Raw genomic sequence first — 14952 nt, 5'->3', positions numbered from 1 at the left:
CCCCCTTCTCCCCTCGTGGGAGAAGGTGCCCCGGAGGGGCGGATGAGGGGGCGCGACCGAAGGCCGATGGACTTTCCCCCGCATCCGGCCTTCGGCCACCTTCTCCCACGAGGGGAGAAGGATATTCGTCATCGCCCCCGGTGCTTTCGGCGGAACGTCGCGACGCGAGGGACACATCCGCCGTCCCGCCGCTCGACCCCCCCGCCCCGACAGGATCACACCCCATGACGACACGCCGGAACCTCCCGCGCATCCTGATCGCCGCTGCGGCGCTCGTCGCGGTCGCGGCCGACGACCCGCCGGCCCGGCCGCTCTCCCCCGAGGAATCGCGGGCGACGATCCGCCTCTCCGACCCGGGGCTGACGATCGAGCTGGTCGCCGCCGAGCCCGACATCCAGAGCCCCGTGGCGGTCGCGTGGGACGAGGACGGGCGGCTCTACGTCGCGGAGATGCTCGACTACCCCCTCGGCCCCGGCTCGGGGAAGATCAAGCTGCTGGAGGACCGAGACGGCGACGGCCGCCACGAGCGCGTCACCGTCTTCGCCGACGGCCTGAACTTCCCCAACGGCGTCATGCCTTATGACGGCGGCGTCCTGGTCACGGCCGCCCCGGACATCCTCTTCCTCAAGGACACCGACGGCGACGGCAAGGCCGACGTCCGCCGCGTCGTCCTCACGGGCTTCGCCGAGGGGAACACCCAGCTCCGCGTCAACGGGCTGAACTGGGGCGCGGACAACTGGATCTACGGGGCCAACGGCCGCAGCGACGGCGTGATCCGCCGACCCGGCGAGCCCGACGACGCCGCCGTCCCGCTCCGCTTCCACGACTTCCGCTTCAAGCCCGACTCCGGCCCGATCGAGACCGTCTCCGGCTTCAGCCAGTTCGGCCTCCCCCGCGACGACTGGGGCCGCCGGTTCCCCACCTGGAACACCATCCCGATCCGCCACGCCGTCCTGGAGGAGCGGACGCTCGCGCGCAACCCGTTCCTCGCCGAGTCGGCCACCGTCGCGGCGATCATCGACCCCGCCGACGGCGGCCGGGTCTACCCGATCAGCCCCCCGCCGGTCACCTACAACCGCGAGTCCACCTTCTACTACAACGCCAGCAGCGGCGCGACCGTCTACCGCGGCGATCAACTCGGCCCCGAGTACCTGGGGGACGCCCTGTTCTGCGAGGCGCTGATGAACATCGTCCAGCGCCGGGTGCTGGAGCATCGCGGCCCCACGTTCCACGCCGGCCGCGCCCCGAACGAGGCCGAGCGCGAGTTCATCGCCGCCACCGACCCGTTCTTCCGCCCCGTCAACCTCGCCACCGGGCCCGACGGCGCGCTCTACGTCGTGGACATGTACCGCGAGGTCGTCGAGCACCCGGACTTCGTGCCCCCGGCGCTGCGCGAGGAGACCGACTTCCGGCGGTGGAACAACCGCGGCCGCCTCTGGCGGGTGTCGCGGGAAGGCGCGAAGCCCACGCCGGCGCCGAAGCTCGGCCGGGCCTCGACGGCCGACCTGATCGCCGAGCTGGAGCACCCCAACGGCTGGCGTCGCGACACGGCCCAGCGCCTGCTGGTGACGCGCCGCGACCTGGCCGCCGCTCCGGACCTGGAGACGATGGCCCGCGCGTCCGACTCGCCCCTGGGCCGCCTCCACGCCGCCTGGACGCTCGACGGCCTGGGCGCCCTGCAAGATCCGATCGTCGAGGCCCTCCTGGAAGACCCCGACGCCGACGTCCGCGAGGCCGCGGCCCGGCTCGCCGTCGGCCGCGCCGGGGTCCTGGAGGCCGTCGAGGCGCTGGCCGACGACGACGAGGCCCGCGTCCGCTTCCAGGCCGCCATCGCGCTCGGCGACCGCGACGAGCCCGAGGCCGTGGACGCCCTGGCGCGGATCGCGGCCCGGGACGCCGAGGACGAATGGTCGCGGCTGGCCGTCCTCAGCGGCCTCCGCGAGACGGCCCCGCCGTTCCTGGCGTCGCTCCTGGAGACCGATCCCGACTGGCTCGCCTCGCCGAGCCCCGGCCAGGCCCGCCTCCTCGCCTCCACGGCCGCGATCCTCGGCGCGAGGGCCCAGGACGACGAGCTGCGCGCCCTGGCCGCCCGCATCGCCCCCTCCGACGGCGAAGCGGGCGTCGGCGGCCGGGTCGCCCTGCTCCTGGGGCTCTCCGACGGCCTGGCCCGCGCCGGCCGCGCCCCGCGAGACCTGGCGAGGCGCGAGGGCTTCGAGGGGATCGCCGCGCTGCTGGACCGCGCCGGGACGACCGTCGACGCGGCCGAGGCGGGCCCCGACGACCGGGCCCGCGCGTTGACGCTGCTCTCGCGGTTCCGCCCGGACGACGCGGCGACGCGCATCCCCCCCCTGCTCTCCGCCGCCCAGCCCGACGCCGTGCGGGCGGCCGCCGCCCAGGCCGTCGCCGAGGTCCGGACCGTCGAGCTGGCCGATCGCGTCCTGGAATCGTGGGAATCGACGCCGACCGGCACCCGCCGCGCGGTGGTCTCGGCGCTGGTCCGCTCGGCGCCGCTCGCCGCCCGCCTCGTCGAGGCCCTGGAAGAGGACGCCGTCGCGCCGGCCGAGCTGACCCCGGCCGAGCGCGAGGCCCTGCGAACCTCGCCCGACGAGGACGTCGCGCGCCGGGCGTCGGCCCTGCTGGCCTCGCGGACCCCGCCGAATCGCGCGGAGGTCGTCGCGAAGTTCCAGCCGGCGCTCGGCCTGGTGGGCGACCCGGGGCGGGGCCGCGAGCTGTTCTCGCAGAACTGCCAGACCTGCCACGCCCACCGCGGCGAGGGCTTCAACGTCGGCCCGGACATCTCCGGCGTCGCCAGCCGCCCGCCGTCGGCCCTGCTGGTCGACGTGCTCGACCCCAACGCCGACGTCTCGCCCGACTACGTCGCCTTCAACGTCGTCACCGCCGACGGCCGGACGTTCTCCGGCCTGCTGGCCGAGGAGACCGCCGCCAGCCTGAAGCTCAAGGCGGCCGAGGGGGTCGAGCTGTCCGTCCTCCGCTCCGAGGTCGAGGCCGTCCGGAGCACCGGCCGGTCCCTCATGCCCGAGGGCTTCGAGGACGTCCTCGGCGAGCAAGGGCTGGCCGACCTCATCTCGTTCCTCAAGCAGCCCTGAGCGACCCTCCACGAACCCCGAACCGAAAGGTCCCCCGATGCTCCTCTCGATCCCCTGCCTGGCGCTGGCCGCGAGCCTGGCGCTCGCCCCCCCCGACACCTCGGGCGACTGGACGCCCCTGTTCAACGGCAAGGACCTAACCGGCTGGTACACCTTCCTGCAGGAGCACGGCAAGGACTCCGACCCGGACAAGATCATCACCATCGAGAACGGCGAGATCCACCTCTACAAGGGGTTCGCCGACGGCTCGAAGGTCGTGATGGGCTACATCGGCACGGAGAAAGAGTATGGCGACTACCACCTGCGGCTCCAGTACCGCTGGGGCGACGCCAAGTTCGAGCCCCGGTACGCCCTGAAGAAGGACGCGGGCCTGTACTACCACATCACCGGCCCCGACGCCGTCTGGCCGCGCTCGCTCCAGTACCAGATCGAGGAGACGAACGTCGGCGACATCATCACCCTGTTCGGCATGCGGGTCGACACCTGGATCGACCCGAAGACCCGCGACGCCCAGTCCCCCGACTACCCCACGTACCTCCCGGCCGACCGCGGCGGCGAGCCGCGCCTGCTGGGCAAGAAGGGGATCGAGTACCAGCACCGCCTCGCCGAGGTCGACGAGCGCGACGGCTGGAACGACGTCGAGATCATCGCCAAGGGGGACGAGATCACCCACCTGCTCAACGGCCGCGTCGTCAACCACGGCGTCAACGTCCGCTTCGACGACCCGGAGAATCCCGGCAACCCCGTCCCCTTGACGAAGGGCCGCATCGCCCTGGAGATCGAGGCCGCCGAGATGTGGTTCCGCAACGTCGAGATCCGGTCCCTGAAGTGACCGGCGAGGGCCGGCCCCCCGCCGGCCCGTTCGGCCCCCCGCGCGGCGACGTCCGGGCTCTCGGAGTCCGTCCCGCGCGGGATGGCCGTTACCTCACGGCTCCAGCTCGATCGGCCCGCCGGCCGGGTGCTCGACGCCGTTGATCACGACCTTCCCGACGCCCGGCGCGGGGGGGACGTGCAGGACGACCTTCGCGGGCTCGCGACGCCATCGCGGGGCGAACGACACGTCGAGCGTCTCGCCGTCGGCCGAGAGGCCGAACGTCAGGTCGACGGGCCCGAACTCGGTCGGCATGTTCTCGAATCGCGCGCGACGCTCCTTCGAAACCCACGCCAGGGGCGCGAGCCGGAGGAGGTGGAGCGACCCCGGCTCCAGCGCGTCGTCGATGACGGAGAGCCGCATGGCGTGGAACATCAACGCCCCGGTCGCGGGCAGGCCGAAGATACCGTGCCGGTGCTCGCAGCCGCTGAAGGTCTGTTGCGACACGCCCGCGGCCAGCAGGGCGTACATCCCTTCCAGGAACCGGGCGCGATCGCCGGACCGCCACGACGCCAGGATGTTGAAGCTGTAGCAGGGCTCGCAGCTCGAGATCTCGCGGATCAGGACGGGCCGCTGGTGCATGTCCCCGCGAGGGTCGTAAAGCTCGTGATTGGGGCCCTCGCGGAAGAACGCCAGGGCGTCCCTCATGAGCGGGTCGTCGGCGTCCAGGAGGCCGGCGTAGGCGAGGACGAGCGGGCCGGTGTCCAGGTAAAACGGGTGGGTCCGCAGGTCCGGCCCGGTGACCACCGAGGGGACCGCGAGCCGCGAGCGGCCGTCGCCGTCGGTCCAGGCGGGGGACCTGGCGGCGGCCTCGCGATACGCCGCCTGGAACGCCTCCTTGTACGCGGCCGCCTCGGCCGCGTACTCGTCGGCCGCGGGGTGATCGATCCGGCGCAGGAAGCGTACGGCGGTCTCCAGCCCCTTGTAGTTCCAGGCGTCGTTCCAGACTGCCTGGGCGGTGACCTCGGAGTCCGTCGCCACGGCGGGGGGGAGGATGCCCTTCGCGCCGTCGTGGTCCTCGCGGGCGCGGGCCTCTTTCAGGAAGGCGCAGGCCTTCACGATCGGCTCGGCCCAGCGCCCGGCGAACGCCGCGTCGTCGGTCAGCAGGGCGTGCAGGGCGGCGGAGTGGAGGACCGACCCGTGGTCGGTCAGCCAGTCGACCGAGCTGAGCTGCCTGGGGGCGCCGAAGTATCCCGGGTGGCGCTCGTAGGTCGCCCCGGGGGGCTTGGTCTCGCCCTGGTACGTCCGGAAGATCTCCAGATTCTCGGCCGTGAAATCGTGCCAGCCGAGCAGGTCCAGCAGCATATGCGAGGTCATGCACGCCGGGGTCGGCCACAGGGTGTCGTAGTTCCACGACCCGGTCAGCATGGCGCGGTCGCCGTTCTCCGGGTTGGTCTCGGAGGTGACGCGGGCCAGCTCGACCATGCGCCTCACGGCTCGGTTGACGTGCGGCTCGGGCGTGTCGACGACGGCGGCCGTCGCGGGCCTTCGCGACCAGAAGTCGTCGGCCTGCGCGAGCGCGGCATCGAAGCCGAGATCGGCCTCGGCGCGGACCTCGGCCGGGTCGCCGGGGATCATCGGCAGGAGCACGTCGACGCGGGCGCCCACGACCGCGGGCGTCGAGAGCTGGAGGAAATAGTCGCGGCTCCCGGGGGCGCGCTCGATCAGCATGGCCGAGCCGCTGGAGGTCATCGCCGTCAGGCGCACGCGGCCGTCGGGCTCGACGAGCCGGGCGTGGGACAGGTCGCCGATCGCGTAGGTGTCGCGTCTCAGCGGGCGGGGATACGTCGCCCGCCCCGGGTGGACCGTCAGGTTCTGCTGGTGCCACATGCTGCGCTGCATCTGCGCGGGGTCGCCCACGTGGACCATGATCGTGGCGGACGACGCCGCCTCGATCGGGTCGACGTGCTCGACGCGGAAACGAGCCCACAGGTAGATCGGCTCCGCGCCGGTGCGGATCGGGCCGCCGCCGGGCGTATGCGCGAAGGTCTCTTGTCGCACCACGACGCCGGTGTCGCCGAAGAGCGTCTTGATCGGGTGCCGCGTGTAGAGCAGCGGCGCGGCGTGATCGTCGTCCCAGCCCTGCATGCCCACCCCGCCGTCGGGCCGGCTGGCGAGCTGGTACGCGTGCTCGCGAGCGGGCGGGAGATTGCCGTCGGCCGAGGTCGTCACCGAGAGCTGCGCGCCCTGGCCGGCGAAGCGGTCGAGGTAGGACTTGATCGGCGCGCCGTTGATGCTCGGCAGCGGGTGCGGGTCCGCGATGATCGTCCCGTCGTACAGGAGATTGAAGCGGAACGGATGGCCCGGCAGCCCGACGGCCGTCCAGACGTTCCGCATCGGCGGGAACCAGTTCCTCGCGGCTTCGAAGTCCGGCTCGCCCGCCGTCGCCGCCGACGACGACAGACCGGCCGTCGCGGCCAGCGCGAGGGTTGCCTTCACGATTCGTCGCATCTTCGGTCCCTCCAGGATGATGGCGTCGGGCGGCACGTCCGCCGAGCCCCGGTCGGTCATGGTAGGGGGCCGGGCGCCGGCTCGCCACGAGCGGCCCCGATCCCGGGAAATTCACCAACCCCCCGCCCTCACCTGGCGGGAAGGTCCTCGGGCGGGACCGGGCCTTCCGGCGGCCCCCCGCGCCCGGCGGGGGACGCGAAGACCTCGACGCGGACGGGGGCCGGGCCGAAACGGACCTTCCCGTGGACGACCCGGGCGGGCGCGTCCAGCTGGAACGCCGCCGGCGCGCCGTCGACGCGGACCTCGCCGATCGGCCCCTCGCCCGCGGCGATCAAGACGGATCGTTCCGACCCCGGCGGCCCCTGGAGTTCCAGCGTCAGGGACTTCGCCCCGGGATCCCACCGCTCGGAAATCCGCTTGCCTCCCCAGAGATGACGCGGGGCGTCCTCGTGGACCCGCCTGAGGTGGAACAGCTTGAGCCCGCCCCCAGGGACCCGGCCGCCGGCGATGCCCCTTTCCAGCAGCTCATCCCCGCCCACCCGCCGGCACTTCCCCTCGTTCACGTCCAGGACCGCGTAAGTGCCGCCCGGCCGCAGCCCCAGGCGTTCCGGCGACCGGAACGTCAGCGTGGCCTCGACGGCCTCGGCGTTCATGTTCGCCAGGACGACCAGGTGGTCGCCCCAGGTCTCGTTGCGGTAGATCGTGGCGTATGAGCCGGGGGCGTCCGTACCGAACAGGTCGGCGGATTCGGCGAAGTAATACGGCCTCGATTCATGCATGCCGAATCCGTATTGCGCCAGGTTGTAGGCGCGAACGAACCTGATTTCATCCTTGTCGACCCCCGTCGCGTACGGGAATTTGTCCGGGTAAAATCGCCAGTCGATATACATGTACTGGCCGCCGCCGGTGAGGAGGTCGTAGTTGTAGGCGATCTCGGTGGCGTTGCGATCGGGCTCGGAGTCGCCGGGCCAGAGGCAGCCCTGGGCGTCCATGCCCCTGAGCGAGCCGTAGCGGGCCCAGTAGTCCTCCGGCGAGGAGAAGGTGTAGCCTTCCCCGTAGAGGTGGGCGTCGAAGTCGCAGATGACCGGCAGCACGGTGGCCCTGGCGCAGTGGTCGATCAGCACGGCGTGGGGGCGTCGGGCGAGCAGCGATCGCCGACGCCGCCAGCTCATCTCGTGCAGCTCGATCAGGCAGTCGTAGTCCTTCTCCGGGTGGCCGTGCTCGGCCTGGAGCTTGCAATTGGCGTAGGCGAGATTGTCGTCGATGTACATGCCGTCGACGTCGTAGCGGTCGAGCATCCGCTCGTTGCAGGCGACGCGGTAGTCGGCCAGGCCGTTCGGAGATGCGAGGCACGTCGCGAGCATGTCGCAATACGCGTCCATCGCGTCCGTGTATCGGCCGCCGTAATTGAATCCCTCCCACAGCGGCCACTCGCCCCGGTCTCGCGTCGCCTTGACGCCCGGGGCTCGCGCGTACATCAGGTCCGCGTTGACGGTCCAGATGAAGAGCATCCCCGCCTCGTGGACCGTCTTGATGACGCGATCCAGCTCGTCGGCCGGCGGGCGGGGCTCTCCGGGCGTCCCGAGCCGGTGCATCTGGAAGAGCGTGAAGCCCAGCCGCGCGACGTCGTGGATCTCGGCGTCGGTGGGGTACGGGTTCTTGGCGTCGCCGATCCAGGCGAACATCCGCAGGTCGGGGCGCCGGGGGTGGGGCGGGCGGTTGGGGACGACGCTCATGCCCACGCGGAACGTGAACGGCTCGCCGGCCTTGAGGCGGAAGCCGTCGGGCGAAGGCCATTCGTGGACGACGTGCTGGGCCAGCGCGACGGTCGCCTCGTCCCCTTCCCGCCTCTCGACCCGCGCGGCCGCCGTGTCGAGGCCTTCCGTCGCGCGGGTGGCCCCGCGATCGGTGAAGATCGCCAGCCCCGCCTTCGGGCCGAAGACTTGCAGGCACGACGTGAGGGTGGAGAATGTCGCCGACCCGCCGGCCTCGGGCAGCGCCCCCCAGGGGGAGTCCATGCCGTCGCTGTCCCTGGTCTTGTGGAGGTGGTGGCGGAAGGCCCCGGTCGCCTTCGCCTCGTGGCGGATCTCCGCGACGGCCGCGTCCCTCGTCGGGCGGAGCGTGAATTCGCTCACGACCACGCCGTCGTTGTAGAACGTGCTCGTCAGGCTGTAGGGGAGCGCGTCGCCGGCTAGGGAGGACGCCATCGCGCCGGTGGTGGTCAGGATGATCCGTCCCGCGTCGCGCGACGCCGCCGTCGTCTCACCCACGGCCCCCGGGGCGGCGGTGTCGTAGGGCCCCACGACCAGCCGGGCGGGCCCGTCGAGCCGGACCACGTCCCGGCCGTCCCGCGCGGCCCGGAGCCTCGCGACCATGCCCGTCGTCGGGTCCACGAGGTATTCGAACGTCGGCCCCGCGACGACGATCAGGCCGTCGCGCTCCGCGTAGGTCAGGTCCTCGGGCGGGAGGGGTTGTCGGAGCACCTCGGTAATCGGGCGGCTCCGCGGGCCGTCGGCCCCGTCGTCGGCCCTCGCCATGCCGACGAGCGTCGCCGCCATGACGAGGAGCATCGGGAGGCGTGTACATGTCATGGGAGATTTCCTCGATCGCCGGGGATGCCCTGGATTCGCGGCCGATTGTAACCCCCGGCGACCGCGGCGGAAATTTCCCCTCACCCCGCCCGCGCCTTGTAGGATGGTCCTCTTGCGGCCGTGACCATCAACCTATGAGGGGAGAAGACGCATGAGCGTGGAACGGACGGACGCGGGCGTGGCGCTTGAGGGCGGGGGCGGCGTGTCGCGGCGGGGCTTCACGGCCGCGACGCTGGCGGTGGGCTTCGCGGCGGCGGTACGCCCGGTCTCGGCGCAGACGATCACGACGGACACCGAGGGCCTGGACGCCGGCGCGGTCGAGATCGAGACGGCCGACGGCAAGATCCCCGCCTATCGCGCGATGCCGAAGGCCGCGGGCCCCTTCCCGGTGGTCCTGGTCGTCCAGGAGATCTTCGGCGTCCACGAGCACATCAAGGACGTCTGCCGACGCCTCGCCAAGCTCGGCTACTACGCGATCGCCCCGGAGCTGTTCTTCCGCCAGGGGGACGTCTCCCAGGAGACCGACTTCCGCCGGATCATCGGCAACGTCGTCTCCAAGGTCCCCGACGCGCAGGTGATGACCGACCTGGACTCGGCCGTGGCCTTCGCCAAGTCGGAGAAGGGGGACGACTCCAGGGTGGCGATCACCGGCTTCTGCTGGGGCGGGCGGATCGTCTGGCTGTACTCCGCGCACAGCCCGAGCCTCAAGGCGGGCGTCGCCTGGTACGGCCGGCTCGTGGGGGAGACGGACGACCTGCACCCGAAGAACCCCATCGACGTGGCGGCCCGGCTCCAGGCGCCCGTCCTGGGCCTCTACGGCGGGGCCGACACCGGCATCCCCGTCGCCACGATCGACCGGATGCGCGAGGCCGCCAAGGCGGGGACGACCGACTTCGAGATCCACGTCTACCCCGACGCCCCCCACGCCTTCCACGCCGACTATCGCCCCAGCTACCGCAAGATGGAGGCGGAGAACGGCTGGCGGCGGATGCTCGACTGGTTCGCCAGGAACGGCGTCGCGCCCAGGGCGTGAGCCCCCGGATTCCCAAACGGGGGCGTCGCGAGGCGTCCCCGGCCCCCGGCCGATCGCGCGCGGGGGGCGACGGCCGTCGCGCGTCGGATACCACGCTTCCCGTCTTGAGGGAAAGCGCGGAATTTCCGGGCTGGGGCGGATAATCCGCTTGAAATGGGGGTCGAGGCCTCGCTAGACTCCACCCGCCTCGAACGCCAACGCCCACGGAAGGGACGCGACAGACAGGACGGACCCGCCCCTTCCCCCCGGGTTTCCGGAAACCAACACGAGACCCCTCGGTCTCCGCCTCGAGCCACGGCCACCCCCCGGCCGGGCCCCGCCGAAATAGTGTCGCAACGCCTGCGAGCCCCCCGAGTCGCGCGTCGGATGGACGCGACCGCGGGGAGGGAACGGATTCAGCCAAGCTCCAACAACGGAAGGGACTCCGCCATGGACAACCGCCCCCTCATCGGCGTCAACATGGATCTCCGGGCTTCGGCCAAGGGCCGCGCGCCTCACAGCCTGACCCCCACGGGCTACTACGACATCCTCCTGACCGCCGGCGCCCTGCCGGTGATGCTCCCGCCGGTCACCCGCGAGAGCGACCTGCTGCCGATCCTGGACAAGCTCGACGGCGTCGTCCTGACCGGCGGGGACGACCTCGACCCGCGCAAGATGGGCCTGACCCCCCACCCGTCGGTCAACGTGATGCCCGAGCGCCGAGAGCTGTCCGACCGCCTGATCTGCAAGCTCGTGCAGCAGGAGAAGATCCCGACCCTGGGCATCGGCCTGGGCATGCAGGAGCTGAACGTGGTGGCCGGCGGCGGCCTCTTCGTCCACCTGCCGGAAGACCTGCCGAAGTGCATCCCCCACTTCGACCCCCACGGCGGCGCGCACCGCCACACGGTCGTCATGCGGCCCAGGACGCGGCTGGCGGAGATCTACGGCCCCGGCGACGTCCGCGTCAGCAGCTACCACCACATGGGCGTGCGCAAGCTCGCCACGCCGTTCCGCATCGCCGCCCTGGCCCCGGACGGCCTGATCGAGGCCTACGAGGGCAAGGACCCCAACTGGTGGGTCGTCGGCGTGCAGTGGCACCCGGAGAACGAGGGCCACATCTCGCTGGACATGCAGCTCATCGAGTCGTTCGTCGAGGCCGCCCGCGGCTTCCGCGCCTCCGTCGCCCCGACGACCGCCCGCGCCGCCGCCCCGGCCCTCGCCCGCGTCGGCTGAGCCCCGCCGCGCCGAGACGCGACATCCCAGCGACCCCCGCCTACCCGCGGGGGTCGCGTCGTTTCGAACGGCGCGGGGATTGCACCAGGCGGGAACTTCCCCGGGGTCGGGGCTTGGACGCCGCCCGTCCCGGCCCTAAGATCGGGGCTCGATGAATCCGACGCGGGATCGAGTCCCCAGCCCGGAGCCGACGCGGAGCCGCCCGACATGCCCCAAGACCCTCGGAAATGGACGCCGGCCGCGATCGTCGCGGTCGGGCTGCTGGCCGCGATCACGCCCCGGGGCGAGGCGCGGGCCCAGACCGCCGCCCCCGCTCCCGCCGCCGCCTCCGCGAGCATCCACGCCCTCGGCCGCCTGGAGCCCGAGACCGGGCTGATCACCATCGGCGCGCGGCCGGGGCAGCGGATCGACGAGATCCGCGTCGCGATCGGCGACGACGTCGAGGCCGGGCAGGTCCTCGCCATCCTCGAGGGCCGCGCCCAGGCGGAGGCCCAGCTCGCCCTCGCCGAACTCCAGAAGCGCCAGATGGAGTTCCAGCGCCAGGCGAAGGCCGAGGCCGCCGCCACGGTCGCCGACGCGCTGCGGAAGCTGCTCGACCGCGCCACGCCGCTCTACAAGGTCGGCGACGCCGCGGCGAGCCTCGCCCCGGGGACCGTCGACAAGGCGAGGCTGGAGGACGAGGGCAAGTACGTCGAGCTGCTCGCCAAGACCGCCGAGGCCGAGCTGAACCGCAAGCTCCTGGACGCCGGGTCGGGGCCGGACGCGAACGAGGCCGCCCCGGAGGGCTCCGAAAAGGGGACGACCGGCAACCCCGAGTTCCTGCTGCCGGACGCCCAGATCGCCCTGGCGAAGGCCGGCCTCGAACAGACCGAGGTGAAGGCCCCCCGCGCCGGCAAGGTCCTCGACGTCATGGCCCACGCCGGGGAGGTCGGCTCCGGCCAACTGCTGCTGCTGGGCGACGTGTCCCGCATGGTCGCCGTGGCCGAGGTCTTCCAGTCGGACGTCCCGCGCGTCCGGGTCGGCGACGCGGCGACGGTCAGGATCCTCGACCGGTCCGTCCCCGGCAAGGTGACGCGGATCGGCTCGGTCGTCGGGCGCAACCAGGCGGCGAGCATGGACCCCCGGGCCCTGAAGGACGTCCGCGTGGTGAAGGTCTGGGTGGCCCTGGACGACCCGGAATTCGCCGCGAGGCTCGTCAACATGGAAGCCGAGGTCGTCATCGCCCCGAGCGGGGGGGCCTGACGTGCTGGGGATGCGGAACCCTCCCCTGGCCTGGCGGAACGTGGCGCACGGCGGACGGCGGTCGATCGCGGCGATCTCCGGCGCGGCGTTCTCGCTGGTGATGGTCCTGCTCCAGCTTGGGTTCCTCCAGGCGGTGCGGATCACCGGGGCGAACAACTTCGAGGTGCTCGACTTCGACGTCCTGCTGACCTCCTCCCGCTTCGAGCAGTTCTACTCGCCGGGGTTCATGCCCCTGGAGCGGCTGCGGCAGGCGGAGGGGGTGGCGACGGTGGAATCGGCGGCCCCCCTGTACGCGGCGTTCGCCCTGTGGCGCTGCCCGCCCAACCCGCTCGACGACCCGCCGGACGACGACGGCCCCCGGCCGGGGGCGCTGGCCCGATGGTTGGCCGGGGCCGACGCCGCCCCCCGCCCGCTCCAGCGCCGGCAGCTCTACGTCATGGGGTTCGACCTGGACCGCCCCCCCTTCCTGCCGCCGATCCTGGACTCGATCGAGGCGAACAAGGCGCGGCTGCGCGTCCCGAACCGGATCCTCCTCAACGCCGAGTCCCACCCCGATTTCGGCTGGCAAGTCCGCGACCGATATCACGACTGGGAGCTGGAGGAGACGGCCGTGGAGGTCGTCGGCGGGTTCGAGATGTTGCGCGGGTTCGCGGCCGACTCGACCGTCCTCTGCTCGGCGGACGACTTCGTGCGGATCTGTGGCTACGGCTCGCGCGAGACGACCAACCTGGGGCTCCTGAAGGCGCGCCCCGGCACGGTCGACGAGACGGTCGCCGCGCTCCGCGCGGCCCTGCCGGACGACGTGCTGGTCTCCTCGCGGGAGGAGGTGCTGGCTCGCGAGGTCGACCACTGGGTCAACCAGACGTCGACGGGGAAGCTGTTCGCGGTCGGCGTGCTGGTGGCGATGATGGTGGCGGCGGTGGTGGTCTACCAGGTCCTCTCCAACGACGTCCGCGAGCACCTGCCGGAATACGCGACGCTCCGCGCGATGGGCTACTCGACCCTCCGGCTGGCGGGGATCCTCGTTTTCCAGGCGCTGCTCTACATGCTGATCTCGTTCGTGGTCGCCGTGGCGATCTCGGCGGCCGTCTACCAGGCGACCGAGACCCTCGCGGGCATCCCGATGGTGATGACGCGGGGCAACCTGGCCCTGACCTTCGCGCTGGCCATCGTCGTCGGCGCGGTCACCGGCGGCCTGACGGTCAACCGGCTCCGATTGGCCGCCCCGGCGGATCTGTTCTGAATCGACGGCCCCGACGGACGGACCCATTCGCATGAGACTCGGCGGCAAGATCCCCCTGGCCTGGAAGAACCTCACGGAGCACAAGCTCCGGCTCGTGGCGTCGGTGGCCGGCATCGCGTTCGCCACGACGCTGATGTTCATGGAGAACGGCTTCCGCAAGTCGATCCTCGACAGCATGGTCAACATCATCGAGCGGATCGACGGCCAGGTGGTCCTGGTCAGCCGGACCCTCTACACCCTCTCGGTGCCCTTCTCGTTCCCGATGGAGCGGGTGGTCCAGGCGCGTGGGGTGGAGGGGGTGGCGTGGTCCGGCCCGATGTACACCGTCACGCGGTCGTCGTACTGGCGGAACCCGGAGACGGGGGACGAGGAGCGGATCTGCGTCGTCGGCTACGCCCCCGAGGACGACCTGCTGGACGTGCCGGAGCTGAAGGCGGGCCGCCACCTGTGGTCCCGACCGAACACCGCCATGGCCGACGACCGCTCGCGCGTCGAGCGGTTCGGCGCCTTCGAGCCGGGGCAGGTCTCCGAGCTGGCGGGGAAGCGATTCGAGGTCGTCGGGACGTTCTCGCTGGGGATCAACGTCCAGACCAACGGCAACCTCGTGGTCAGCGACCGGAACATGATGTCCGCGTTCCCGGAGCTGGACGGGCCCTCGCTGATGGACCGCAAGGCCCACGTGGGCGTGATCCGCACGGAGCCCGGCGCCGACCCCCGCCGCGTCCGCGACGCGCTGGCCGAGGCGCTGCCGCCGGACGTCCGCGCGCTGACGCTCGACGAGTTCATCGCCCGCGAGCGCGACTTCTGGGACAAGGTCGCCCCCATCGGCACCGTCTTCTACATCGGCGTGGTGATGGGGATGATCGTCGGCTCGGTGATCTGCTATCAGGTGTTGTATTCGGACATCAGCGACCGATTGCCCCAGTTCGCCACCCTCAAGGCGATGGGCCACTCCAACCTCGCCCTGTACCGCGTGGTGCTCGGGCAGGCGCTCTACCTGGCGCTGATAGGGTACGCCGCCGGGCTGATCGTCAGCCACTTCCTGTTCCAGTGGGTCCACCGCATGACCGGCCTGCCGATGGACGTGGCGCGGAACAACCCCTACGCCATCCTGCTGCTGACGGTGCTGATGTGCCTGGGGGCCGGCGCCTACGCGGCGCGCCGGCTCATCTCGGCCGACCCGGCGCAGCTCTTCGCATGAT

At 71.9% G+C, this 14952-nt stretch carries 9 protein-coding genes; 7 read left to right on the top strand and 2 right to left on the bottom strand.

Going from position 1 to position 14952, the window contains the following annotated elements; translation table 11 throughout:
• Positions 1–224 precede the first annotated feature (224 nt).
• Both WG209_RS09840 and WG209_RS09835 read left to right on the top strand, forming a co-directional pair.
• Positions 225–3107, top strand: coding sequence for a PVC-type heme-binding CxxCH protein (locus tag WG209_RS09840; protein WP_337174858.1), 2883 nt, complete (start codon positions 225–227; stop codon positions 3105–3107).
• Between the two features lie 37 nt (positions 3108–3144).
• Complete coding sequence (locus WG209_RS09835) at positions 3145–3939, top strand: DUF1080 domain-containing protein (protein WP_337174857.1); 795 nt, start codon at positions 3145–3147, stop codon at positions 3937–3939.
• Positions 3940–4032: 93 nt separating this feature from the next.
• Here WG209_RS09835 and WG209_RS09830 read toward each other — a convergent pair whose 3' ends face one another.
• Complete coding sequence (locus WG209_RS09830) at positions 4033–6429, bottom strand: hypothetical protein (RefSeq protein ID WP_337174856.1); 2397 nt, start codon at positions 6427–6429, stop codon at positions 4033–4035.
• A 128-nt stretch (positions 6430–6557) separates the two neighbouring features.
• Positions 6558–9020, bottom strand: coding sequence for a hypothetical protein (locus WG209_RS09825; protein ID WP_337174855.1), 2463 nt, complete (start codon positions 9018–9020; stop codon positions 6558–6560).
• Between the two features lie 151 nt (positions 9021–9171).
• On the opposite strand from WG209_RS09825, the gene WG209_RS09820 reads away from it, so the two are divergent.
• The 5 genes from WG209_RS09820 (at position 9172) to WG209_RS09800 (ending at position 14951) form a co-directional block, all read left to right on the top strand.
• Positions 9172–10053 (top strand): dienelactone hydrolase family protein, encoded by an 882-nt coding sequence (locus WG209_RS09820; protein WP_337174854.1) that lies wholly within the window; start codon positions 9172–9174, stop codon positions 10051–10053.
• Between the two features lie 429 nt (positions 10054–10482).
• Positions 10483–11265 (top strand): gamma-glutamyl-gamma-aminobutyrate hydrolase family protein, encoded by a 783-nt coding sequence (locus tag WG209_RS09815; RefSeq protein WP_337174853.1) that lies wholly within the window; start codon positions 10483–10485, stop codon positions 11263–11265.
• Between the two features lie 207 nt (positions 11266–11472).
• Positions 11473–12507, top strand: coding sequence for an HlyD family efflux transporter periplasmic adaptor subunit (locus WG209_RS09810; protein WP_337174852.1), 1035 nt, complete (start codon positions 11473–11475; stop codon positions 12505–12507).
• Between the two features lie 10 nt (positions 12508–12517).
• Complete coding sequence (locus WG209_RS09805; protein WP_337174851.1) at positions 12518–13750, top strand: FtsX-like permease family protein; 1233 nt, start codon at positions 12518–12520, stop codon at positions 13748–13750.
• Between the two features lie 31 nt (positions 13751–13781).
• A complete protein-coding gene (locus WG209_RS09800; RefSeq protein WP_337174850.1) occupies positions 13782–14951 on the top strand; it encodes an FtsX-like permease family protein in 1170 nt (389 codons plus the stop codon).
• Position 14952: the final 1 nt, after the last annotated feature.

This window comes from Paludisphaera sp. (assembly GCF_037189885.1).
Classification (GTDB): domain Bacteria; phylum Planctomycetota; class Planctomycetia; order Isosphaerales; family Isosphaeraceae; genus Paludisphaera.
This window is presented reverse-complemented; position numbering and strand designations above follow the sequence as displayed.